Annotated in this window: 19 protein-coding genes and 1 pseudogene; 8 read left to right on the top strand and 12 right to left on the bottom strand. The window is 54.8% G+C overall.

Going from position 1 to position 23,239, the window contains the following annotated elements; all coding sequences use genetic code 11:
- On the bottom strand, window positions 1–2,034 hold the full coding sequence (gene betT, locus ACLHV8_RS04820; protein WP_049007986.1) for a choline BCCT transporter BetT: 2,034 nt from the start codon (window positions 2,032–2,034) through the stop codon (window positions 1–3).
- Between the two features lie 128 nt (window positions 2,035–2,162).
- Between betT and betI the strand changes: the two genes are divergently transcribed.
- From betI to betA, 3 genes are read left to right on the top strand one after another with little or no spacing between them, the layout of a single operon-like run.
- Window positions 2,163–2,750: a transcriptional regulator BetI gene (betI, locus tag ACLHV8_RS04815; protein WP_049007980.1), complete on the top strand. Its 588-nt coding sequence runs from the start codon at window positions 2,163–2,165 to the stop codon at window positions 2,748–2,750.
- 13 nt (window positions 2,751–2,763) lie between these two features.
- Window positions 2,764–4,236, top strand: a complete 1,473-nt coding sequence (gene betB, locus ACLHV8_RS04810; RefSeq protein WP_049007978.1) for a betaine-aldehyde dehydrogenase — start codon at window positions 2,764–2,766, stop codon at window positions 4,234–4,236.
- A 13-nt stretch (window positions 4,237–4,249) separates the two neighbouring features.
- Window positions 4,250–5,914, top strand: coding sequence for a choline dehydrogenase (gene betA, locus ACLHV8_RS04805; protein ID WP_208595067.1), 1,665 nt, complete (start codon window positions 4,250–4,252; stop codon window positions 5,912–5,914).
- 483 nt (window positions 5,915–6,397) lie between these two features.
- Here the strand turns inward: betA and ACLHV8_RS04800 are convergent, their stop codons facing one another.
- The 5 genes from ACLHV8_RS04800 to budA form a co-directional block, all read right to left on the bottom strand.
- Window positions 6,398–7,096 (bottom strand): GNAT family N-acetyltransferase, encoded by a 699-nt coding sequence (locus tag ACLHV8_RS04800; RefSeq protein ID WP_208595066.1) that lies wholly within the window; start codon window positions 7,094–7,096, stop codon window positions 6,398–6,400.
- 104 nt (window positions 7,097–7,200) lie between these two features.
- Window positions 7,201–7,674, bottom strand: coding sequence for a cold-shock protein (locus ACLHV8_RS04795; protein ID WP_028019531.1), 474 nt, complete (start codon window positions 7,672–7,674; stop codon window positions 7,201–7,203).
- A 131-nt stretch (window positions 7,675–7,805) separates the two neighbouring features.
- Window positions 7,806–8,576 (bottom strand): (S)-acetoin forming diacetyl reductase, encoded by a 771-nt coding sequence (locus ACLHV8_RS04790; protein WP_028019532.1) that lies wholly within the window; start codon window positions 8,574–8,576, stop codon window positions 7,806–7,808.
- 20 nt (window positions 8,577–8,596) lie between these two features.
- Window positions 8,597–10,318, bottom strand: a complete 1,722-nt coding sequence (alsS, locus tag ACLHV8_RS04785; RefSeq protein WP_407220292.1) for an acetolactate synthase AlsS — start codon at window positions 10,316–10,318, stop codon at window positions 8,597–8,599.
- Window positions 10,290–11,069 carry an acetolactate decarboxylase gene (gene budA / locus ACLHV8_RS04780; protein WP_208595065.1) on the bottom strand — a complete coding sequence of 260 codons (780 nt, stop codon included), beginning with the start codon at window positions 11,067–11,069 and terminating at the stop codon, window positions 10,290–10,292. Before budA ends, alsS begins: the two co-directional genes overlap by 29 nt.
- A gap of 105 nt (window positions 11,070–11,174) precedes the next feature.
- On the opposite strand from budA, the gene ACLHV8_RS04775 reads away from it, so the two are divergent.
- From ACLHV8_RS04775 to ACLHV8_RS04765, 3 genes are all read left to right on the top strand, one after another.
- Window positions 11,175–12,056 carry a LysR family transcriptional regulator gene (locus ACLHV8_RS04775; RefSeq protein ID WP_208595064.1) on the top strand — a complete coding sequence of 294 codons (882 nt, stop codon included), beginning with the start codon at window positions 11,175–11,177 and terminating at the stop codon, window positions 12,054–12,056.
- A gap of 243 nt (window positions 12,057–12,299) precedes the next feature.
- Complete coding sequence (locus ACLHV8_RS04770; protein WP_157843337.1) at window positions 12,300–12,407, top strand: ash family protein; 108 nt, start codon at window positions 12,300–12,302, stop codon at window positions 12,405–12,407.
- Between the two features lie 26 nt (window positions 12,408–12,433).
- Complete coding sequence (locus tag ACLHV8_RS04765; protein WP_208595063.1) at window positions 12,434–12,889, top strand: hypothetical protein; 456 nt, start codon at window positions 12,434–12,436, stop codon at window positions 12,887–12,889.
- A 669-nt stretch (window positions 12,890–13,558) separates the two neighbouring features.
- On the opposite strand, the gene ACLHV8_RS04760 is transcribed toward ACLHV8_RS04765, so the two are convergent.
- The 3 genes from ACLHV8_RS04760 to ACLHV8_RS04750 all read right to left on the bottom strand — a co-directional run bounded on the left by ACLHV8_RS04760 (window position 13,559) and on the right by ACLHV8_RS04750 (window position 16,508).
- Window positions 13,559–14,679 (bottom strand): IS3-like element ISSen4 family transposase gene (locus tag ACLHV8_RS04760; protein WP_121528277.1). Its coding sequence is split into 2 segments (ribosomal slippage): window positions 13,559–14,421 and window positions 14,421–14,679, totalling 1,122 coding nucleotides; the frame shifts between segments, so codons are not numbered across the junction.
- 49 nt (window positions 14,680–14,728) lie between these two features.
- Complete coding sequence (locus tag ACLHV8_RS04755; protein ID WP_410376823.1) at window positions 14,729–15,325, bottom strand: HEPN domain-containing protein; 597 nt, start codon at window positions 15,323–15,325, stop codon at window positions 14,729–14,731.
- A 4-nt stretch (window positions 15,326–15,329) separates the two neighbouring features.
- Window positions 15,330–16,508, bottom strand: a complete 1,179-nt coding sequence (locus ACLHV8_RS04750; RefSeq protein ID WP_410376822.1) for a DUF262 domain-containing protein — start codon at window positions 16,506–16,508, stop codon at window positions 15,330–15,332.
- Window positions 16,509–17,045: 537 nt separating this feature from the next.
- Between ACLHV8_RS04750 and ACLHV8_RS04745 the strand changes: the two are divergent.
- Window positions 17,046–17,356 (top strand): annotated as a pseudogene (locus ACLHV8_RS04745) (type II toxin-antitoxin system HigB family toxin).
- The gene (locus tag ACLHV8_RS04740) at window positions 17,353–17,772 is read left to right on the top strand and encodes a type II toxin-antitoxin system HigA family antitoxin (RefSeq protein ID WP_208595060.1); all 420 of its coding nucleotides are present in this window, start codon (window positions 17,353–17,355) and stop codon (window positions 17,770–17,772) included. The pseudogene ACLHV8_RS04745 and the gene ACLHV8_RS04740 overlap by 4 nt, the downstream one beginning before the upstream one ends.
- A gap of 67 nt (window positions 17,773–17,839) precedes the next feature.
- Here ACLHV8_RS04740 and ACLHV8_RS04735 read toward each other — a convergent pair whose 3' ends face one another.
- From ACLHV8_RS04735 to ACLHV8_RS04725, 3 genes are all read right to left on the bottom strand, one after another.
- Window positions 17,840–18,217: a hypothetical protein gene (locus tag ACLHV8_RS04735; protein ID WP_208595059.1), complete on the bottom strand. Its 378-nt coding sequence runs from the start codon at window positions 18,215–18,217 to the stop codon at window positions 17,840–17,842.
- A 257-nt stretch (window positions 18,218–18,474) separates the two neighbouring features.
- Window positions 18,475–19,020, bottom strand: a complete 546-nt coding sequence (locus ACLHV8_RS04730) for an SMI1/KNR4 family protein (protein WP_208595058.1) — start codon at window positions 19,018–19,020, stop codon at window positions 18,475–18,477.
- Window positions 19,014–23,231 carry an RHS repeat-associated core domain-containing protein gene (locus ACLHV8_RS04725; RefSeq protein ID WP_244250142.1) on the bottom strand — a complete coding sequence of 1,406 codons (4,218 nt, stop codon included), beginning with the start codon at window positions 23,229–23,231 and terminating at the stop codon, window positions 19,014–19,016. The genes ACLHV8_RS04730 and ACLHV8_RS04725 overlap by 7 nt, the downstream gene beginning before the upstream one ends.
- Between the last annotated feature and the right edge of the window lie 8 nt (window positions 23,232–23,239).

Raw genomic sequence — 23,239 nt, 5'->3', positions numbered from 1 at the left:
TCAAACATCCGGGAACATCACGCTATTCCCCGGCGCTTCCCTGTGCAGATGGATAAAGTTCAGGTGCCGTTCATACTGGTCCAGAATGTCCGTGATCACCTGCTCCTTGCTGTAATCCATCAAATCATTCCCCTGGCTACCCTCCAGTAAGAAGGTTTCCAGCCGGTAGTAGGTCGACTTCCCGCTGCGCGCCCGGTAGGTAAAACCGGGCACCGAGTACTGCTGCGGCCAGATCTGGTAGACAAAGTTCTGCTCGTCGCCCATATGCACCAGCAGATTCAGATGCCCTAACGTCTCTCCCTCCTCCGGCGGCAGGTTTTTCAGCTCCACGTAGGCACCACGCAGCTTCAGTTCCTGCGCCACCTCTTCCATCGCCGGGAAGCAGACCGTCTCCATCATCTGTTTGGTGTAGCGCGTGCCCGGGTAGTTCATCAGGCGCGACAGGCGTTTCTTCCAGCTCAGCCTATCCTGTGCGCCCATCGGGCGCGGCGCGGTGTCACGGCTGGCGCTTTCGCGGCGGTAATCTTCCACCTTGAGGGACTTATAGAGCCCGGCCATCACGAAGAAGATAACGAAGCTGAACGGCAGCCCCATGATCACCGTGGTGTTCTGCAGCGCCGAGATGCCGTTGGTCATCAACATGCCGAGCGTCAGCAGGCCGATGGCGACGGACCAGAAGATGCGCAGCCAGTTCGGCGCATCGCTGTTGATATCTTTCAGCTTCGAAGTGAAGTTGCCCAGCACCAGCGCACCGGAATCCGCAGAGGTAACGTAGAACAGCAGGCCGGTAATGGTTGCCACGGAGGCGCTAAAGGTGAACGCAGGGTACTGCGCCAGCAGGCTGTAGAAGCCGCGCTCCGGGTGCGCCATCGCTTCCTGCGCGAAGGTTGCATTGCCGTGGATGATCTCATGGAGCGCGCTGTTGCCGAACACCGACAGCCACAGCAGGGTAAAGGTGAACGGGATAATCAGCGTGCCCATCACAAACTGGCGGATGGTGCGGCCACGTGAAATACGTGCCAGGAACAGGCCAACAAACGGCGACCACGCCACCCACCACGCCCAGAAGAACAGCGTCCAGTTGTTCATCCATTCGACCGGGCGATCAAAGGCGAAACTGTTCAGAGTCATCCCCATAAAACGGTTCACGTAGTCGCCGACGTTAAGCACTAACGCATTGAGCAGGAATGAAGTGTCCCCCATAAACAGCACGAACAGAATTAGGCCAAGCGCCAGGGCCACGTTCAGCTCGGAGAGCACGCGAATGCCTTTATCTACCCCCGACGTCACCGAAATGGTGGCGATAATCACCGACAGCGCAATCAACGCCGCCTTGGCAGCCATCGAATCCGGAATATCAAACAGCACGCTCAGGCCGTAGTTGAGTTGCACCACACCGATCCCGAGCGTCGTCGCGATACCAAAGATGGTACCAATCACCGCCGCAATGTCGACGCTGTGACCAATCGGCCCATTTATCTTTTTCCCGAAAATTGGGTACAGCGCAGAGCGGATGGTGAGGGGTAAATTATAACGATAGCTAAAGTATCCGAGCGCCATCCCCATCAGGGCGTACATCGACCAGCCGGTTAAGCCGTAGTGGAACAGCGTCCAGACCATCGCCTGACGCGCGGCCTCCATCGTCTGCCCAGCCCCTTCCGGCGGCTGCATATATTGCGTGACCGGTTCCGCCACGGAGAAGAACATCAGGTCGATGCCAATGCCCGCGGCAAACAGCATCGCGGCCCAACTCAGCAGACTGAACTCGGGTTTTGACTGCTCTGGCCCAAGCTTCACCGAACCGAAGCGCGAGCAGGCAATACAGACGACAAAGACAATATAGAGCGTCGCCGCCAGTAAGTAGTACCAGCCGAAGGTCTTCGACACCCAGTCAAGAGTGCGCCCAATCCACTCGGCAGAAAAACCGCTAAAGAAGATCGTCATCAGGGAAAACAACAAAATCAGCCCGGCGGAAGTATAAAAAACGACCGGGTTGATTTTGTCTTTTTCTCTGTCTTGTGAAAGGTCTGTCATCCAGTATCCTCACTGTTTTTGTAACTATTAAAATCCAAATCCGCAACAATTAAGACACATTTTATATTGAACGTCCAATCAAAAACCGCTTTAATGTATAACCAACGCTGATGAATGGAGTGGCAAAAATGCCCAAAGTGGGGATGCAGCCGATCCGGCGCAGGCAGCTTATCGACGCCACGCTGGAAGCAATAAATGAAGTGGGAATGCATGACGCGACCATCGCGCAGATCGCCCGTCGGGCGGGCGTGTCCACGGGGATCATCAGTCACTATTTCAAAGATAAAAATGGTCTGCTGGAAGCGACCATGCGCGACATCACCGGCCAGCTTCGCGACGCGGTTTTAAGCCGTTTACGCGCTCTGCCGGACGGCAGCGCGGAGCAGCGCCTGCAGGCCATTGTCGGCGGCAATTTTGATGAAACACAGACCAGCAGCGCAGCAATGAAGGCCTGGCTGGCCTTTTGGGCGAGCAGCATGCATCAGCCGATGCTCTACCGCCTGCAGCAGGTGAGTAGCCGCCGTCTGCTTTCGAACCTGGTGTACGAGTTCCGCCGCGAACTGCCGCGCGAGCAGGCCCAGGAGGCGGGCTATGGCCTGGCGGCGCTGATCGACGGGCTGTGGCTGCGCGCCGCGCTGAGCGGCAAGCCTCTGGATAAGACCCTGGCGCAATCGCTCACCAGCCACTTTATCAGCCAGCATTTACCGACCGAATAACCGAGGAGAATTTATGTCCCGAATGGCAGAACAGCAGCTTTATATCAATGGTGGTTATACATCCGCCACCAGCGGTCGCACCTTCGAGACCATCAACCCGGCCAACGGTGAAGTCCTGGCAAGCGTTCAGGCGGCCGGGCGTGAAGATGTCGACCGCGCCGTGGAAAGCGCAAAACGCGGGCAAAAAATCTGGGCAGCGATGACCGCAATGGCGCGCTCGCGCATTCTGCGCCGAGCTGTCGACATCCTCCGCGAACGTAATGACGAACTGGCGAAGCTGGAAACCCTCGACACCGGTAAAGCGTATTCCGAAACCTCAACCGTCGACATCGTCACCGGCGCGGACGTGCTGGAGTACTACGCGGGGCTGATCCCGGCGCTGGAAGGCAGCCAGATCCCCCTGCGTGACAGTTCGTTCGTCTACACCCGTCGCGAACCTCTGGGCGTGGTGGCGGGCATCGGCGCGTGGAACTACCCGATCCAGATCGCCCTGTGGAAATCTGCTCCGGCGCTGGCGGCAGGCAATGCGATGATCTTCAAGCCGAGCGAAGTGACGCCGCTTACCGCGCTCAAGCTTGCCGAGATCTACACCGAAGCGGGCCTGCCGGACGGTGTGTTTAACGTCCTGCCGGGCGTGGGTGCGGAGACCGGTCAGTACCTGACCGAGCATCCGGGCATCGCGAAAGTCTCCTTTACCGGGGGCGTCGCCAGCGGCAAAAAAGTGATGGCCAACTCGGCGGCCTCGTCCCTGAAAGAGGTGACGATGGAGCTGGGCGGCAAATCCCCGCTGATTATTTTTGACGACGCGGATCTCGATCTCGCGGCAGACATCGCCATGATGGCCAACTTCTTCAGCTCCGGCCAGGTATGTACCAACGGCACCCGCGTGTTCGTGCCTGCGAAGTTTAAAGCCGCGTTTGAGCAGAAAATCGTTGAACGCGTGGGCCGTATCCGCGCGGGCGATCTGTTCGATGAACGCACCAACTTTGGCCCGATGGTCAGCTTTCCGCACCGCGACAGCGTGCTGCGCTACATCGCCAAAGGCAAAGAGGAAGGCGCGCGCGTGCTGTGCGGCGGCGACGTGCTGAAGGGTGAAGGCTTCGATAACGGCGCGTGGGTTGCCCCGACCGTGTTCACCAACTGCACCGACGAGATGACCATCGTGCGCGAAGAGATCTTCGGCCCGGTGATGTCCATCCTCACCTATGAAAGCGAAGAAGAAGCGATCCGCCGCGCCAACGATACCGACTACGGGCTGGCGGCAGGCATCGTCACGGCCGACCTGAACCGCGCGCACGGCGCCATTCATCAGCTCGAAGCGGGCATCTGCTGGATCAACACCTGGGGTGAATCCGCCGCAGAGATGCCGGTCGGCGGCTACAAACACTCCGGCATTGGCCGTGAGAACGGCGTGATGACGCTGCAGAGCTACACCCAGGTGAAGTCCATCCAGGTTGAGATGGGTAAATTCCAGTCCATATTTTAACCGGGAGGTTTATTTGCAATTTGACTACATCATTATCGGGGCCGGCTCTGCCGGCAACGTACTGGCAACGCGACTGACCGAAGATCCAAACACCACCGTGCTGCTGCTTGAGGCGGGCGGGCCGGATTACCGCTTTGACTTCCGCACCCAGATGCCCGCCGCGCTGGCGTTTCCGCTGCAGGGCAAGCGCTACAACTGGGCGTACGAAACCGAGCCAGAACCCTTCATGAACAACCGCCGCATGGAGTGCGGGCGCGGCAAAGGGCTGGGCGGCTCGTCGCTGATCAACGGTATGTGCTACATCCGCGGTAACGCGATGGATCTGGACAACTGGGCTAAAGAGCCGGGCCTTGAGCACTGGAGCTACCTCAACTGCCTGCCCTACTACCGTAAAGCAGAAACCCGCGACGTAGGGCCGAACGACTATCACGGCGGCGACGGTCCTGTCAGCGTCACCACTTCCAAACCTGGCGTGAACCCGCTGTTTGAGGCGATGGTGGAAGCGGGCGTGCAGGCGGGCTACCCGCGCACGGACGATCTCAACGGCTATCAGCAGGAAGGCTTCGGCCCGATGGACCGCACGGTGACGCCGCAGGGCCGACGCGCCAGCACCGCGCGTGGTTATCTGGATCAGGCAAAACCGCGTCCGAACCTGACCATCCGCACCCACGCCATGACCGATCGCATCCTCTTTGAGGGCAAGCGAGCGGTGGGCGTCGAATGGCTGGAGGGCGAAAGCACCATCCCGTCGAAAGCCACCGCTAACAGGGAAGTGCTGCTGTGCGCCGGAGCCATTGCTTCTCCGCAGATCCTCCAGCGCTCCGGCGTGGGCAACGCGGAGCTGCTGAAACAGTTCGATATCCCGCTGGTGCATGATTTACCCGGCGTGGGTGAAAACCTGCAGGATCACCTGGAGATGTACCTGCAGTATGAATGCAAAGAGCCCGTTTCCCTCTACCCTGCCCTGCAGTGGTGGAACCAGCCGAAGATTGGTGCCGAGTGGCTGTTTAACGGCACCGGCGTGGGCGCGAGCAACCACTTCGAGGCGGGCGGGTTTATCCGCAGCCGCGAAGAGTTTGAGTGGCCGAACATTCAGTACCACTTCCTGCCGGTGGCGATTAACTACAACGGTTCGAACGCAGTAAAAGAGCACGGCTTCCAGTGCCACGTTGGCTCCATGCGCTCACCGAGCCGTGGGCACGTGCGCATCAAATCGCGCGATCCGCACCAGCATCCGGCGATCCTGTTCAACTATATGTCCCACGAGCAGGACTGGCAGGAGTTCCGCGACGCGATCCGCATCACCCGCGAGATCATGCACCAGCCGGCGCTGGACAAATACCGTGGCCGCGAAATCAGCCCGGGTATCGAATGCCAGACCGATGAACAGCTGGACGAGTTCGTGCGCAACCACGCCGAAACTGCCTTCCATCCGTGCGGCACCTGCAAGATGGGCTATGACGAGATGGCGGTGGTCGACGGTGAAGGCCGCGTTCACGGCCTGGAAGGGTTACGCGTGATAGATGCGTCGATTATGCCGCAGATCATCACCGGCAACCTGAACGCCACCACCATTATGATTGGCGAGAAGGTTGCCGATGCCATTCGCGGTCGCGAGCCGCTGGCGAAGAGCACGGCGGCGTATTATGTGGCGAACGAGGCGCCGGTTCGCCGCTGAGAATATTTCCCCTCACTCTAACCCTCTCCCATACGGGCTGAGGGATCCCCACAAAATAATACCAGCACGGACGACCCCCTCTCCCTTGAGGGAGAGGGCGGGGTGAGGGGGAACATACGGCAGCGGAGGTTATTCCGTTCACTTTATGTACTTTGCTACTCTGTAAGGACAGCACCTGTGAACGTGCCATGGCGGCTCAATCGCCGCCGCCCTGGCGACCCGGGCTCCCGGCGGTAAATCGCCGCTTCGCGGTACCTTCGGCTTATTCCTTCCGGCTTGTCGGGGACGGGCGGAGGAAACATCCATGTAAAGCCCGCCCTCTCGGCGCATCCCTGCGCCTCGCCCCGGCCTGCAGGAAACACCTCAGCGATTTACAGCCGGACCAGGGCATCGCTGTAAGCCATTAATTTTCCTGAAGCAATATTCTTCGCTTTTGGTTAAAAAATTACTGGGGATCCCTCACCCCATACGGGAGAGGGAAAATTACTTCCGAAACGCCTCAAGCCGCTTAATCTGCCGCCCTTCCCCGTCAAAATTCTCCGCCGCCAGCCAGGCGCGCAGCTCCGCGTCTCTCTGCGGCCATTCGCCGTCAATAATAGAAAGCATATCGCTGTCGCGGTTGCGCCCTTTGCGCACCAGCTTCTGGCGCAGGCGTCCTTCCCAGACAAAACCCAGCCGCTCCGCCGCCCTGCGCGACGCCACGTTCATGGAATCGCACTTCCACTCCAGCCGCCGGTAGCGGTGCTCAAACGCATTTTTCAGCAGCAGCCACACCGCTTCCGTGCCGATGCGCGTACCTTTCATTTTGCGCGACCAGGTCACGTGACCGATTTCGACCGACCCCAGCAGCCGCTCGTTAGCCATATAGCTCACCAGCCCCACCGCTCGCTCAGTGCGTAAATCAATGACGGCAAACGGTACTAGCTCGTCATCCAGCACCTTTCCCAGCACCCAGTGTGCGGTGGCTTCCACGCTTTCAGGCTGCGTGCTGGCAAGCCATGTCCAGTCGCTGTCATCTCCCAGCGCGTAGGCTTCATAGAGATCGGCTGCATGGCGATCGACATCCAGCGGCTCAAGACGGCAGTACTGGCCGAACAGCGGCGTGCGGGTTAATACGCGCGCGCCTTTCCAGTCCGGGACGATATCGTTAACGGTTTGACCATGTTGGTTGATTTCGGGCACGGCGGTGACTCCCTGAAAGGTAAGGAGTTTGTTATAGCAGGTTAAAAAGTGGACGAAAAGAGAGGATTAGCAGGCCGGGTAGCGCAGAACCACCCGGCACAAAATTACTTCAGCAGCTTAACCGTAGCGTCGATGTCGATCTCATCTTCGGTGAAGATCAGCGTCGTGTTCTGGAAGGTGGTGATCGCCAGCTTCTTCACCGTGCGCATTTCGCCCGGCTTTTTCTCGGACTTCGGCTTAATGCTGTTCATCAGCAGCCCCACCGACAGCACCGCGTTCTCTTTGTCGATTTTAGTATCAACCGGTTCTTCTTCGTTAAACACCACGAAGGATTTGATCGAGGTGAGCTTCACGCGCTCGCCGGCAATATAGAGGTGTTTACTTTCCGGGATCACCTTCACCGCATAGGCGGAAAGGCCTTTGTTGTTGGTGGTTGGCTCGAAGGTCACCGCCGCATCTTTCTTAATCAGATCAGGGTTCGCGACCTTAATCACATGAAAATAGCGGTTGTCGCCGTTTTCATCTTTGATAAATCCAAAGCCTTTATCTTTAAACCACGTTGTGATTGTACCGTTCATCGCTGTTACCGCCTGTCAGATCGTAATGACTAAAGTTTTGCAGCGCGCAGTGTAATGCACAATGGCGGAGGAGACAAAAAAAAGCCCCTGCACGGGTGCAGGGGAAAACTCATGTCAGAGCTTATTAGTATTTAGTTAAACACCATCCCACCATCAATTAAGAGCGACTGGCCGGTCATATAGTCGGAATCTGGCCCGGCGAGGTATGAAACGCAGGCAGCGACGTCTTCTGGTTCAGACAAACGGCCAAGCGTAATGCGTTTGGCAAAGGTTTCAGTCCCGTAGCCGAGCGGTTTACCCGCCGCCTCGGACACCTGACGGTCGATCTCCGCCCACATTGGCGTTTTAACGATCCCCGGACAATAGGCATTAACGGTGATCCCCAGCGGCGCGAGATCCCGTGCTGCCGTCTGGGTTAAGCCGCGCACCGCGAACTTGCTGGAACTGTACACCGCCAGTTCCGGGTTGCCGGTATGGCCCGCCTGAGAGCAGGCGTTGATGATCTTGCCACCGTGCCCCTCTTTACGGAAAGCATCGATCGCGGCCTGGATGCCCCAGATCACCCCTTTCACGTTAATGTTGTAAACCTTGTCGACAATCTCCGGTGTAATCGACTCGATTGGCGTGGAAGGCGCGATCCCGGCGTTATTCACGATCACATTGAAACCGCCCAGTGCGGTACGCGCTTTCTCCACCGCCGCAAACACCTGATCGCGGTTCGAAACATCCACCTTCACGGCGACAGCACGACCGCCGTTACGGGTAATTTCATCGGCAACCGCTTTCGCCGTTTCCTCGTTGTAATCCGCAATGGCGACGGCAAAGCCATCTTTCACCAGGCGCAGCGCAATCGCTTTACCAATCCCCTGGCCTGAGCCTGTTACGAGAGCAACTTTTTGCATTTCTCTGTCCTTATATTGAGTCACAAAATCTGGCTGAGATGGAGCTGGCCCATCAGCAGCGGGTTATCGCTATAGTCAACGGGAATGGCCACCACGGCGGGGCCATCGACATCCATTGCTGCACGCAGCGTCGGTTCAAGCGCATCGGCGCTCTCCACGGCAAAACCTTTCGCACCAAAGGCGTCGGCATACACTTTGAAATCGACCGGGCCAAACTCCACGCCGGAAAGACGCTGGTATTTTTTCTCTTCCTGAATGGCGACCATGTTGTAGCCGTTATCCACCCAGATGATGTGCAGCACGTTGGCGTTGAGGCGCACCGCGGTTTCCAGCTCCATGCTCGACTGCAGGAAACCGCCGTCACCGGAGACCGAAACCACTTTGCGCCCCGGGTTCACCAGCCATGCGCCAATGGCCCACGGCAGCGCGACGCCCATGGTCTGTTGACCGTTGGAGATCATCACCTGACGCGCCCGGAAGCTGTAGAGATAACGGGCGATCCAGATGTGGAAGCTGCCCATGTCGACGGTGAGCGTTACGTCGCTGTTTACGATGTCCTGCATGGCACGCACGATGCGCAGCGGATGCAGGGCAAACTGGTTAAGCGATGCGCCACGACGATCGAGCAGATCGCGCTGATGCTGACGATCGACCAGGATTTCAGAGGCGCGTGGACTCAGCTCCAGCTTATGATCGATCCGGCTGGAGAGCAGATTGAGCGTTTCGGCGATGTCTCCCACCAGCTCAAGATCCGGCACATAGTTACGTTCTTCATAGGCAGGCAGCACATCAATGTGCACCAGCGTGGCGTCGCCGCTGTTCCACATAGACGGCTCGTACTCCACCGGGCTGTAGCCGATGCAGATGATCAGATCCGCCAGATGGAGCAGCCTGTCGCCCGCCTGGTTATTGAACAGACCGACGCGTCCGGCAAAGCGGGTGAAGTGCTCCTGGTTAACCGCCCCGGCAGCCTGATAGGTGCTGGTGACCGGAATGCGACTTTTCTCCAGCAGCTTACGTAGTGCGTCACTGTTAGCGGGCTGGCTGGCCATCAGGCCAAGCAGGATGACCGGGTTTTTGGCTTTTTCAATTAGCTTTGCCACGTCGTTAACCGCTGACTCCGGTGCCGGGCCCATTCGTGCCGCGCCGCTGGCGGGTAAAATTGCGCCCGTCGCGGGCTGGTCGACAATATCCTGCGGCAGGCTGACGAACGCGCCCCCCGGTCTGCCGTGCTCGGCGGCACGGAATGCATTCGATACCACTTCGGCAATCGCATCCGGAGAGCTGACTTCCACCGAATATTTGGTGACAGGGCTGAACATGGCGACCGTGTCCATGCTCTGGTGCACCAGCTTAGCTTTATCCGCTCGCTTGACCGCCCCGCCTAGCGCTACCACCGGGTCGCCTTCGCTGTTGGCGGTGGCAATGCCGGTGATCAGGTTGGAACAACCCGGCCCGGAGGTGACCAGCGCTACCCCGGCTTTGCCGGTCAGGCGCCCTACCGCCGCCGCCATAAACGCCGCATTCGCTTCGTGACGCACCGGAATAATCTCGATGGAAGAATCCAGCAGGGAATCAAAGACTTTGTCGATTTTCGCCCCCGGAATACCGAACACCTGCTTCACGCCCTGCGCTTCCAGCTGGCCGACAACCATATCGGCGCCATGCGCCCACTGACGTGACTGTTTCTCACTGTTCACGGTAGTTCTCCTGTTAGTTTTCGACGGAACGGATCGCTGCATCAAGATCGCTGGGGTGCAGGTTGGCCTGCAAAAACGCACTGTCGGCGGGCAGGTCAATCATCAGCTTGTGAATTTCACCGAAGGTCAGCACGCCGCTCTCCAGCTGGTAGTCGAGCAGATGGCCCCCACCCTGACGGTCGTCGGTGATGAAATGTTCGTGGTAGCCCGCCACGTTAATACCCTGCATATGCTGTGGCGTGCGGAACCCGACCAGTACACCTTTCCGCTGGTTGAAGCGGAACACTGGCTGGTCGTCCAGCACGTCTGTCATCGCCCGGTACGGCGGCTTCTGACGTGGTACCGTGCGGGTATGGGCATGGCGGAAGTTACCGTCGATACGCAGCGCGCAGAACAGGTTATCGGAGGGGATTTGCTGGTCGATCGCGTCGTGGATCTGCTGACGGCTGACCGGGCCATTGAAGGTTATCCGGTACTGCGGCTGGAACCAGGTCATCACCGCGAACGGCGTTTTCTGCTCTGGCTTCGCGGCCCGGGCGCTGCCGTCGGCGCGCAGCTGGTACACCTTGCTGCTGAAGGCAATCATTTCGCCGTCCAGCTCGTTGAAGGTGCCCAGCCCAAAATCACCGTGCGCCAGCAGATCGGCGATGGTGGTCTCCCCCTCGTACACGCCGCTTAGCAGGGCGCTCATTAGCGATGTTTGATAGATCACGCTGTCAGGATGCTGAGCAGAGAACCCGCGCAGGGTCTCGCACAGGCTGGCTTCACAGTCGCAGGCAGATGAATGCATCATCGTGCTCGTCCTCTTCAACTTTATTTAGAAAGGTTAAATAAATGTTGACCCGATTCAGCAGAGAGTTCCAATATAGAATCCATGGTGGTTTGAGACGTTTTTGATATGGAACTTCGTTATCTGCGGTATTTTGTCGCGGTTGCACGCGAGCGACACTTCACCAGGGCGGCCGAAGCGCTGGGTATTTCACAGCCTCCTCTGAGTCAGCAGATCAAACGGCTCGAAGAGGAAGTAGGCACGCCGCTGTTCAGGCGTCTGACGCGGGGCGTGGAGCTGACCGAGGCGGGAGAAGCCTTCTATGAGGACGCCTGCAAGATCCTGGCGCTGAGCGACGCCGCGCTGGAGAAAGCCCGCGGCATCGCGCGCGGGCTGAACGGCAGCCTGTCGATTGGCATCACCAGCTCCGACGCTTTTCATCCCAAAATTTTCGCGCTGATCCGTCAGTACCAAGTGCAGAACATGGCGGTACAGGTTCACCAGGTGGAAGCCAATATGTCTTCGCTGACGACGATGCTGGCGGAGGGTGAGCTGGATATCGCCTTCGTGCGTCTGCCGTGCGAGAGCAGCAAGGCATTCGAGTTAAAAATCCTCGACCGGGAGCCGATGGTGGTGGCACTGCATCGCGACCATTCGCTGGCGGCGTGCGGCGATCTGGCGCTGGATCAACTCCGGGATACGCCAGTGGTGCTGTTCCCGCAGGAGGTCGCGCCCGGCCTGTACGACCGGGTTTACGGCTGCTGCGAACGGGCCGGGATCGACGTGCAGCACGCGCTGCAGTCATCACAGCTTTCGTCCTCTCTGAGCATGGTTTCCGCCGGCGGCGGCTTCGCGCTGGTACCGAAATCCATGGCGGCCATTTCTCCGCCGAATGTTACCTACCACGTACTGAGATCACCGGCGCTTTACACCGATATCGCGCTCTGCTGGCGACGCTTTGAACGCTCGCGAACGGTGAAGCGGTTTCTGGCGATGATGAGTGAGGGGTAGCAGCCGGTTTGGTTGGTGGCTTTTGTAGGCCGGGTAAGGCGCAGCCGCCACCCGGCAATGCCCTTCTGGAAGCCGCCTCGCAAACCTGCAAGCAACCTTATGTAATTCAGGGGCATCCCTTTTCATCCCTTCTTCACGGTCGTAAAGTGCCTGCGTTGCGGTACATCCGTAACCGGGCGTAGGAACCCGTTAGCATAAAGCGATATTTTTTGTCGCGACAGCGCATATCCCGTTAGAATCACGGTGGCGCTGACGGAGCAGTCGAAAGGCTGGCCGTTTTTCTTTATGCACGGTATTCCTACCTCCGTCAGCGCTACCCCCTCTGAGCGTAGGAACTCATCGGGCGGTTAACATTTTTTGCATAAAGAGGATGCCTTATGGCTACTATCCCTGGATTTTCTTACGCGCTTACTGAAGAAAGTGCTGTTTATCACCTTCTCCACGTACAACTTCCCGATTCTGCGGATCTCTTTGAACTGGCTGACGCCTGCACTGCGTATGTGAGCGTATTGGTGGAAACTGATGACGCGGTGACGTTTGCCACGCTCTGCAAGCGATTGCTGGCTGCGCTGAAGCGGCTGCGTGAGTGCTGCGATGATGAACTTCCGCAGTATCTGGTTGAACAGCTGATTGCGGGGGAAAAGATTACTTCCTGCGTGCCGGACTGCTGGCAGGAGACGACGCTGCAAGTGGATTATGCTGTGGCGTTAACGCTGGCGGTGATGGGTGGGACACTGCCTACAAGCGTGGCGAAAGAACTCACCGGGCTACTGCATGATATGGTCTGGCTGCTGGCGGAGTTTGTGAAGGAGCCTTATATAACGGCGCACTGAGGCTGGTAATGGGAGGCCGGAGTTCTGCTAGGTAAGAAGCAGGATTTCGGCCTTACGCAAAGTACAATGCTGTCTGTTGAATGTCCGTTAAGAGCGACCAGGGGACATTGATTACAGCATTCTGTGTGAATAAACAGGGGCTGGTCACAATGACCGCCTGAGCGATCACCTTTCATACGGTGTCAGCTATACAGAATTATTCTAACGCGTTATGAGAACAGCCCTTAACAAGAAGGGCTTTTATCTGATACTTTCTAGTCTAGTCTCTGTGGAAAGAGCGCAAGATGTAGTTCACCATACTTATCAGGATTTGAATTTATATGCGTCAGTAAAACATCCAACTGATTTGTTAAATATATATTCCTTTCTCTTTTTTCTTTATCCTTAATCTCCTTGAGCTTTTTCTTTTCTTCGTTTTCAAGGTCTTCCCTCTCCTTTTCAGCTTTTTTCTTAACGTTTTCATCTGCCAGTTTTTTAGCTTTATCTGTTCTGACCTTAATTAAATCATCAACAACACTCTTGACATATTGTTTACCAGAAAGTATTCGCTTCGCTTCTTCGATAATAGTAATACTATAATCAACGCACTCATTCCCATATTTAAAAGCGTACTCTGGGGATAATTCTTTTATAGCTGAGGTGACCTGCCCCCACGATTAGATACAACACTCAGTTAGTAACGTCGGAATCTTCATTCTCAGAATGACCCTTTCTCCAGCCCGCTGCAAATTCAGACGGTGTCTGATAATTCAGCGTGGAGTGCGGGCGGCATTCGTTATAATCCTGCCGCCAGTCATTAATAATTTTCCTGGCATGAACGATATCGCTGAACCAGTGCTCATTCAAACATTCATCGCGAAATCGTCCGTTAAAGCTCTCAATAAATCCGTTCTGCGTTGGCTTGCCCGGCTGGATTAAGCGCAACTCAACACCATGCTCAAAGGCCCATTGATCCAGTGCACGGCAAGTGAACTCCGGCCCCTGGTCAGTTCTTATCGTCGCCGGATAGCCTCGAAACAGTGCAATGCTGTCCAGAATACGCGTGACCTGAACGCCTGAAATCCCAAAGGCAACAGTGACCGTCAGGCATTCCTTTGTGAAATCATCGACGCAGGTAAGACACTTGATCCTGCGACCGGTGGAAAGTGCGTCCATGACGAAATCCATCGACCAGGTCAGATTGGGCGCCGCCGGACGGAGCAGCGGCAGACGTTCTGTTGCCAGCCCTTTACGACGTCTTCTGCGTTTTACGCCCAGGCCACTGAGGTGATAAAGCCGGTACACGCGCTTATGATTAACATGAAGCCCTTCACGGCGCAGCAACTGCCAAATACGACGGTAGCCAAAACGCCTGCGCTCCAGTGCCAGCTCAGTGATGCGCCCTGATAAATGCGCATCAGCAGCCGGACGGTGAGCCTCATAGCGGCAGGTCGACAGGGATAAACCTGTAAGCCTGCAGGCACGACGTTGCGACAGACCGGTCGCATCACACATCAACATCACGGCTTCCCGCTTCTGGTCTGTCGTCAGTACTTTCGCCCAAGAGCCACCTGAAGCGCCTCTTTATCCAGCATGGCTTCGGCAAGCAGCTTCTTGAGTCTGGCGTTCTCTTCCTCAAGCGACTTCAGGCGCTTAACTTCAGGCACCGCCATACCGCCATACTTCTTACGCCAGGTGTAAAACGTGGCATCGGAAATGGCATGCTTGCGGCAGAGTTCACGGGCGGGTACCCCAGCTTCGGCTTCGCGGAGAATACTGATGATCTGTTCGTCGGAAAAACGCTTCTTCATGGGGATGTCCTCATGTGGCTTATGAAGACATTACTAACATCGGGGTGTACTAATCAACGGGGAGCAGGTCAGAGGAACTAGAATCATCAGACAGATACGGCTCACTCAAATGAGCGAAAGATCCCCTATACGAGGAGAAATTTTTCCATGACGAAAAGTTTGCATCTTCCACATCACAATGAATACCTACAGATTGAAGAACAGAATTTAAATGCTTTGTTTTTATTCCATGATTGGAAGTGATGACATTCTTCCATTTCATGATAGTCTTCATTTCACAATCAACAATGAACTCAACAACATGTTGTTTTATATGATAACTATCATCATCGCTGTCATCAGCATCGCCCTTAGTAACAAATCTGTCATCATAACTTTTCGTCCCATTTAATAAAAACATCAGTGGTATAGTGACTTCCCCACATTCCTTGAACAGGAAAAACGAATAGTTAGCGACAAAAAGGCTGACATCCTCAACAAAATTTTCAAGAGCCGCATGTAATAGAACGCAATAACTTCTTGTATCTAATTTAAATTCTTCAACACTACCAGTACCGTTCATGTGTTTTTTAAGAAAGCGCTCATACAAGGCATCATTTGCGGTATACAGAGTGTAATACATATCATCTAATAAGGTGATCTCCATTTTTTCACCTTAAGGTTGATGGGATCTCATTACTCAATCCCATTGAAGAATTTAATCTTTCGTAAGCCAGTCTAAATCTTCTTACATGCTGTTCTTTACCTGTTGTAGTTGACTCAATTGCCACAACAAACTCAGCATTATCAAAAAGAGATTTTATAGAATCAATAAATTCGTATTTTTTCCCTATTAAGTCATCTACCTTGTTATTCTGTACCGTACTAGCAATATAGTTAACTAAAACCTCAAAAAATGTACGGTTAAATCTTGATTCCCATCGTTCCTCAATCGGAAGCCATTTTCTACCTACTTTTGTTTCTTCACCATCAAAAAGGTTGACCAGTACCTCACATGATTCATTAAAAAGGTTAAGATAGTTACATACACCTGCTTCTTTGGATGCAAAATTATCATTCATGAATTTAGTGAAGTTATCTAAGTAGACCCTAAGAGAACCATTGTATTTTTCTGGGTTAAGGTTTAATGCTAGAAACTTCAATAAAATCTCAACATCCCGATACCTTTTATCAGATGATTTAAGCTTCATTATTTTATGCAGATGCAAATCGTTATCTGTATGCCTTGTAATGAAATTACTAAAATCCCCCTTGTAAATCGAGTTCCTCAGCTCCTGCATAGACAATGGTGAAGATCCAGTATTTAGTCTGTAAAATATATCATATAGGACACTGTAATCCTTAAAACCTGAAAGTATAGTGCAGCGTAGATCAGCATTGAGTAAGAATCTAGCATCGTCTTTAGAAAATTCTGAAAATTTCAATCCTTCAATCGATTTTTTAATTGTTAGATTTCTTAACTTAGCATTACCATCCCATGTATTAAAACCAGGATCGATGAAACCATTTATAGCTAACAGTCTCTGTTTCCCATCGATGACCATGTATTTTTTCTTTTCGCCTATAACTTCAGCTAATACTACTTCGGGCACCGGGTACCCCACAAGCAACGACTCTATAAGCTTTGATCTTTTATCGTTGTCCCATACATTTCGTCGTTGAAAGTCGGGATTCAAATCAATGTTCCCTTCCTCAATTTGATGAAGAATTGTCTGAACCGTCCAGTCTCTGGAATAAACAACAAGCTCACCGACGTCTATATCGTTACCAGCGCTTTCGACTTGTTCTTTATTACTTTCAATAATCAAATCATCTAATTCATCAATCATTGCATTCACCTTGTTTACTATGTTAAGTAGAAAGAGTAATAGCAAGACTCAACTATAACTCATCTTAAACTTTAGCCTTCCTTTCTTTGTCTAGCACGGAAAGACTAATGCCTCACAGTAATTTTTTACTGTACTCTCGTCTCGAAAACTAAAAGTAGTTAGCTTTGCCATTCTACTGCTAGGTTCAAGGACAATTATCTGGGTCCACTTTTGCAACATCTACTCTATTTTTGTGACGACTTACTGTATAAGCTACAGCTATATAGCTGAAGCACACTTTATAACGCTATCTTCCCTTTTCGTCTATGGTTCGAACCTGATAAACATTGAATTTACTGTTATAAGGTGTTTTTTTGCCACGTCCGCTCCTGACACAAAGCGGACATTTCTTTCACAGTCACCTCATAAAGTGTTCGCACACATTAAATGAGCGCTTTCATCACGAGCATATGAACACTGCACTCCATCAATGTTTCCACATTGTCAACCCACCAACCATCACCTATAATGTTTCCTGTCTGGGAACAAGGAGCAAGGATGCACGTAGTATCAAGAGCGCCTTTCGACGCGGCCACCAGACAATTTCCAAATCAAGCACTTGCCCTAGACGAGCTTTACCGGGTACTAAAAAAAGAGCACTACCCATCACCAGACGACGTGCGAAAGTGCTTCCCCAGCCGGGACAGGATGAAATACCGGGAAAATGGTGAGTCATTGATGTGGGTGGCGGGCATTTAAAAGTGATGTTTCTTGCAGATTTAGAGCGTGGAAAGATCTTCATCAAACACATCAGCACTCACGCAGAGTATGACAAGCTCACGGACCTCTACCGGAGAACGAAAGAATGAACTATGCAGCAGCCATCAAAGCGGCAAACGATCTAACAAGCGAGCTCCCTTTCTTGGGCTCAAGCCCGTCGCGACAAGATTACGAGGATGCTCTGGGGTTGGTGGAGTATCTGATTGAATATGACCCCGATAGCCCGCTGGTAGAGATGCTCACTACGAAGATCGATAAATACGAAAACGAGTCTCAGGAGTTTGCAGAATTCAACGCGCGTGTTGCCAGCATTCCGTCAGGCGTTGCGTTATTGCGAACGCTTATGGACCAGTACCATCTCACTCAGAGCGATTTCGAGAACGAGATAGGCAAGAAGTCTCTGGTGAGTCGGATCCTTAACGGACAGCGCACGTTAACGCTGGATCATATGCGCGCGCTGGCGAAGCGTTTTGGCGTGCCGGTGAGTGCATTTGTGGGGAATTGATGAGGATAATTTTTTTATATTAAGAAAAAGTAACGCAGCCAAGCTGGCCATGTCGCGGCTAAAACTCCTATGGTAATTGTAGAGGCACGTCACTGCCTTCAAACACTTCTCTCAAACACTTTCCAAGCGATTTAGAGTCTTTTGCTGCAGGAATGACCACATGATATTCCCTGATACCAATCATTTTTACAGCATTTTCATTAAGCACGATCACAAGTTTGTCTTCAGTGAGCTGAACAGAACGAATAGAGTCTGTTAACTCATATTCCGTTGACTCACTCTGGAATCCAATACATTCATTAACGGGTAATTCATCTTCGTCGAATCGTCCGATAATGATAAAATTTTTTGGATCATGATTGTAATCCCCTATTCCGATGATGAAGACATCATTTTCTTCATAGCAGTTAATACACGCTGCAATAAGATTTTTAACATTACTCATCACTTCTCCTTATCTTGCGCCATTTTGCTCCTGACAGATTTTATCGGAAGTCTAGCGTTCATTAAGATGGCTTGTATCCTAAGAGGATACCTAAGATAGTACCCGCTCCAATTTTTTATAGATTGCTATTTTTAAAAGGTAAAGTATATATTTCCGGCATAGCGAAGCGGCTGTTGATGCTGTAATCTGCTGCACCAGCTACACCCACCTTACAGCAATAGATGGGCTTCGCCAGGATCACCGCAAGTACACTTTTATTAAAAATCAAGATCGACTTTAACTACCCCTGATGCATCTATTTTATCATCCTGAGCAGTAAGCATATCAACAAACTCATCGAAGGAGTTTGCTATTTTCGTCAGCCCGGAGGTCACTACTGAATCATTGAATATTGGATCAGATTCGTGATCCCAAAACCAGATCTCTCCCGACATACCTCCCTTGAGGCAAAGACAGATTTGATTATCACCAGACGAGGCTCCTATCGGTAACCATTGATCGCGAAAATCATTCCGGTATGTATCAGCCATTTCAAAGACAGTATATTCTTTACCCGATTCTGCAAGGCCGTACAAAGACTCAAGCGTATCGTTTCCTTGCTCATCAGACCACGGAGATGGTTGTAACGCCTTGAAAACAACATTTACATCAAAAAGAACAGAAACGCCAAAATGAAGTAAATAGGCACGATAACTTTCAGGAATTGGCCCTATTGATGTTTCTAATGTATTTAAACTCTTTTTCAGTTCATCTAATGGTAATGGTGTCGGTTTCGCTCCAAAGCGCTCTAATTTTTTCAACATTTTCCTTTCCTCCTCATATCTGATGCGGAGCCAATATGTGGCACATTGCCATGAAGATCTCTTGGGACAAGAATTATAGTATTCGCACTCAGATGATGTGGAGTAAGCATTTTTTCCCTTAACAAATTCTGAGCCGCTTTCTGTGTAATGCCTTTTTTCTCTGCAATGGCACTATATACTTTTGAAAAATCTTTATCCGTCCCATTCAGCACACCATCTTCGAAAGTAAGTGTACCTTTTGACCACGCAGAAAAATCAGGCCTTCCTTCACTGAAAGGTATAGGCTGGTTCGATGTAACTGCATTAACTTTGTCATTATATGAATACCAGTTACTTTCTCCTGGTATTCCGTCCCAATGGCCATTATTTCTTGGGAGCCTGACACCTGCTAACCCCCACGGATCAATCCACCCCAACGGGTTCGGCGCATACTGATAAAGGTTCCACCCACCGTTCAACCCAATCGGATCCTGCACAATAAACCGCCCGACCTGCGGGTCGTAGTAGCGGAACAGGTTATAGTGCAGCCCCGTTTCACCGTCAGCGTACTGCCCGGCATAGCGAAGCGGCTGGTGTGCCATCGCCGAGCGATTCACAAGCCGTGAGAACCCTTCGCTCTGATGGCGCACTTCGCCAAAGCTGCCGTACTGGCCGCTCCAGCGCACCGCGCCGCGCTCGTCAGTGACCTCCAGCGGCGCGCCGTTCAGATCGGTGTTGAACCAGTAAATCTCACCGCTGCTCTGGTCACGTAGGTGATCCACACGCGCCAGCGGGCTCCAGGCTTCATTCGGGTCGTAAATATAGGTGCTGCACTGCCCGGCGTTCTGCTGTTCCTGCAGCAGGCGATAGCCCTGCCACAGGAAGCGGGTGTCGGTGGTGCCATGCGCGGTGGTGACGATTTTGCGCGTGCGGCGACCCAGCGCGTCATAGTGATAGCGCGCCTCAAAGCGCCCTTCCGGCCCGGTTCCGCGGGCGGATACCAGACGGTTCTCGGCGTCATAGACATAATGCTGCTCATACAGCCCGTTGCGGCGGCTGACCAGGTTGCCCCAGTGGTCGTATTTCATAAACAGCGCCTGCCAGTGCTGCAGGCGGTTATCCGTGACCGGTACCGCGTCGTCATTGGCGGCGAGGTTATCCGCGGCATCATAGCTGAACTGCGCACGGCTGTGCCCCAGCCGGGCCTCGTAGTGCTTCAGCAGACGCCCTTCGGCATCGTAACCGTAATCCACCTCTCCGCGCAGGGTGTCGCTGACGCCGGAAAGCTCGCCGCGCGCGGTGTAGCGATACAGGCGTTCCAGTAGCGTCTGCTCCGGCAGGGTCACGTTCGTGCTCAGTTCGCTGCGCTGCAGGGTGCGTCTGCCGAGGCTGTCATACTGGCGGAGCTGCTCGCGCGCGCCCTGAGTGCGGCGAACCTCACGGTGCAGGCGGTCGCGGGTGAACTCGGTCACCAGCTGCTGTCCGAAGCGGATAGCGCTGACGTGGCCGGAGCCGTAGTGCAGCCAGGCCAGCTTTTGCTCGCCGGGCAGCGTCAGGCCGGTCAGGTTGCTCAGGGCATCCCATTCGTAACCGACCGCGCCGTTAATGCCGGATTCGCTCAGCACGCGCCCGGCGGTATCGTGGCGGTAAACGATCTCATCGCTTTCGATACCCAGGGCAACGCCCTCAGCTGTCGGCGTACGGCGGATGCGGGTGATCTGGCCGCTCAGGTCGCGGAAGTAGCGGTACTCAGCATGGCGCTGAGTGCGTCCAATCAGCAGCCCGCTGTCGTCATAGCTGAACTGCTGGACGCGACGAGCGATACCACCGTCGGCGGCAGGCCGTCCGTTTTCTTCGAGCGCGCAGAGGAACCCTCGCGCGTCCCATTCCATATGGCGCACGGTCTCGTCCGGGCGCGTTTCGCTGAGCGGGCGACCCACGGCGTCGTAGGTGAAGCGGTATTCCGCCCCGTTGCCGTTATCGAGTCGCAGCAGGTTACCACGCGGGTCGTAGCGCCACTGGCGCACGCGGCCAATACGGTCGGTAAGGCTGACCGGGAGACCGAGGGCGTTGTAGGCCCAGCTCACCTCGCTTTCCAGCGGGTCGCGCCAGCCCGTGAGCTGGCCGCGCTCGTTCCACACCAGCGACTCGCGGCTGCCGTCCGGGTGGATCACGGCGCTCAGCAGCCCGGCACGGCTCCACTCCCGGCGCGTGGTATTCCCTTCGGCATCCTCGCTGGCAATCAGCTGCCCGAAGCGGTCGTAGGTGAAGCGGGTGACGCTGCCGGAGCAGTCGGTGCGCTGCGTCAGCAGCCCCTGGTGGTTCCAGACCAGGCGCACCACGCCGCCAATGGCGTCGGTAATGCTCTCCGGCAGGTTTTCTTCATCGTCGGGATAGCGATACGCGGTGGTGTTACCGGCCGGATCCGTTTCCGACAGCAGGCGACCGCGAAGGTCGTACATGGCCTGCGATGACGTGCCGTCCGGGTACACCGTGCGGGTGATGCGGTCGGTCAGACGATGCCAGTGATACTCCGTATGGCGGCCAGCCGGGTCCGTCTCGCTGGTCATACGGCCGTATTTGTCCCACGTGCTGCGGCGCATCGCCCCGCCGGGAAGTATGACGTCGCAGAGCTCGCCGTCGCGGTAAACAAACGTCGTCTGGCGACCGTCGTAATCCGTGAAGCGCGCGACGTTGTCATCGTCGTCCACCAGCCAGTGCGCCTGCGCGCCGTCTTCGCGGGTCGCGCGGCGGGTGCCGTTATCAAAATCGTATTCGAACGTCAGCTGTTCGCCGCCGCTGTGGCGGAACCCGACCACGCGAGGCAGGCCGTCAATCTCGCGCCAGCGGTATTCACTCAGCAGGCCATTGGCGTCCTCGTGGGCGCTCATTAGCCCGTCCTGCCAGCTGAAGCGTCGGCGCACGCTACCGCCCCGGCCGGTCACACAGACCAGCCGGCGCTGTTCATCATAAGCGTAACTGACCAGGCAGATCTCGTCATCCAGCCAGGCGCTGGCGAGTCTGTCACGGTCGTAGCGGCAGACAACGCGCTGACCCGCGCTTTCGGTCAGGGCATGCAGGGTATTATCCGCATTCCACTCGAAGAGAATATCGTTGCCGCAGGGTTCAGAGAGGCGCTGGAGCAGTGACGGAGCATCATCCTGCAGCGGTGCATAATGCCAACGCTCGCCGCTGACGTCATACACCGACCAGCTGTCGTCAGAGTGATGTTCAAGCCATTTTTTTTCGCTTTCACAGTAGGTGCGCAGCCCTTTCGGGACCTTCGGGAAGGCGACGTAATCGCCAGACGGTGCGCGCCACACCAGGCCGTCCTGATAAGGTTCAAGGCGGCTTTCCCAGAACAGGCTCCAGCCGCGGCCCAGTGCGCTGTCGCCGGGGTTGCCGCTGCGCCAGTAGCGCTGCCAGCGCACCGGCAGACGGGAAGGCAGGACGAAATCCAGCTCGTCATCCCCGCTGAGAAACTTCTGTCCGCTGACAATATCCACCGGGCGGGCAATGATCCCCGCCGCCGCCACGCCGGTCATCAGCGTGCCGGCGCGGCAGGCGATACGGGCCAGCTTATTAATGCCAGGGATTTTGCCCAGCAGCTTAGACAGCGCCCCGACTTTGCCGGCCGCACCGCCCCAGCCGCCGATAAGCCCGGCGAACAGCAGGGTAAGATCGGAGACTTTGTAGAGCCACTCCGGGACTTCAGACTGAATGGGCAGGGTTTGCTGCGGATCGCCGCCGATGATGACGTTGTCCGAACCGGTCATCACCTTCGCGTCGCAGGTGGTTCGATCCCCGATGCGAGCCGCAGGCAGACCGTTAATAGAGACCCGCGAGGAGCCTTCGGCCATCTGCTGCGAGCCGTCGTCAGAGCACTTCACCGCGCTGTCCGTGGCCATGGCGGCAGGTTTACCGTTGATAAACACATTGGGCGAGCCGGAGGTGATGACGCCTTTCTTCGTCATGCTGGATGCCCCGGCGTCTGCGATGCTGTCCCGGGCGGCGGTCGCCAGCTCCCCGGTGTAATACCCCACGGCCAGGCTGGCGCCGACGAGCAGAACGCCCACACCAAGACAGGATGCGCCAAGGCCGGCAATAAACATGGCCCCCGCCAGAATCCCCCCGGCGGCGGCAATCAGACCACCGACAATCGTTCCGGCAATCATCCCGGCCAGCGCACCGGAGTGGCCGATATCATCACCAACGCGTGCTGCTTCAAACATAACAACGG

The sequence above is a fragment of the Enterobacter sp. CPE_E863 genome (assembly GCF_046521465.1).
Taxonomy (GTDB): domain Bacteria; phylum Pseudomonadota; class Gammaproteobacteria; order Enterobacterales; family Enterobacteriaceae; genus Enterobacter; species Enterobacter adelaidei.
Note: the sequence above shows the minus strand (reverse complement) of the source record. Positions and strands in the feature narration are given on the sequence as shown.

Bases quoted from the DNA above. Each gene is read 5' to 3' on its own strand.
- betT (WP_049007986.1), bottom strand. From the start codon at position 2,034: ATGACAGACCTTTCACAAGACAGAGAAAAAGACAAAATCAACCCGGTC.
- betI (WP_049007980.1), top strand. From the start codon at position 2,163: ATGCCCAAAGTGGGGATGCAGCCGATCCGGCGCAGGCAGCTTATCGAC.
- betB (WP_049007978.1), top strand. From the start codon at position 2,764: ATGTCCCGAATGGCAGAACAGCAGCTTTATATCAATGGTGGTTATACA.
- ACLHV8_RS04795 (WP_028019531.1), bottom strand. From the start codon at position 7,674: ATGAACGGTACAATCACAACGTGGTTTAAAGATAAAGGCTTTGGATTT.
- ACLHV8_RS04790 (WP_028019532.1), bottom strand. From the start codon at position 8,576: ATGCAAAAAGTTGCTCTCGTAACAGGCTCAGGCCAGGGGATTGGTAAA.
- alsS (WP_407220292.1), bottom strand. From the start codon at position 10,318: ATGCAGCGATCCGTTCCGTCGAAAACTAACAGGAGAACTACCGTGAAC.
- budA (WP_208595065.1), bottom strand. From the start codon at position 11,069: ATGATGCATTCATCTGCCTGCGACTGTGAAGCCAGCCTGTGCGAGACC.
- ACLHV8_RS04775 (WP_208595064.1), top strand. From the start codon at position 11,175: ATGGAACTTCGTTATCTGCGGTATTTTGTCGCGGTTGCACGCGAGCGA.
- ACLHV8_RS04765 (WP_208595063.1), top strand. From the start codon at position 12,434: ATGGCTACTATCCCTGGATTTTCTTACGCGCTTACTGAAGAAAGTGCT.
- ACLHV8_RS04755 (WP_410376823.1), bottom strand. From the start codon at position 15,325: ATGGAGATCACCTTATTAGATGATATGTATTACACTCTGTATACCGCA.
- ACLHV8_RS04750 (WP_410376822.1), bottom strand. From the start codon at position 16,508: ATGATTGATGAATTAGATGATTTGATTATTGAAAGTAATAAAGAACAA.
- ACLHV8_RS04740 (WP_208595060.1), top strand. From the start codon at position 17,353: ATGAACTATGCAGCAGCCATCAAAGCGGCAAACGATCTAACAAGCGAG.
- ACLHV8_RS04735 (WP_208595059.1), bottom strand. From the start codon at position 18,217: ATGAGTAATGTTAAAAATCTTATTGCAGCGTGTATTAACTGCTATGAA.
- ACLHV8_RS04730 (WP_208595058.1), bottom strand. From the start codon at position 19,020: ATGTTGAAAAAATTAGAGCGCTTTGGAGCGAAACCGACACCATTACCA.
- ACLHV8_RS04725 (WP_244250142.1), bottom strand. From the start codon at position 23,231: ATGTTTGAAGCAGCACGCGTTGGTGATGATATCGGCCACTCCGGTGCG.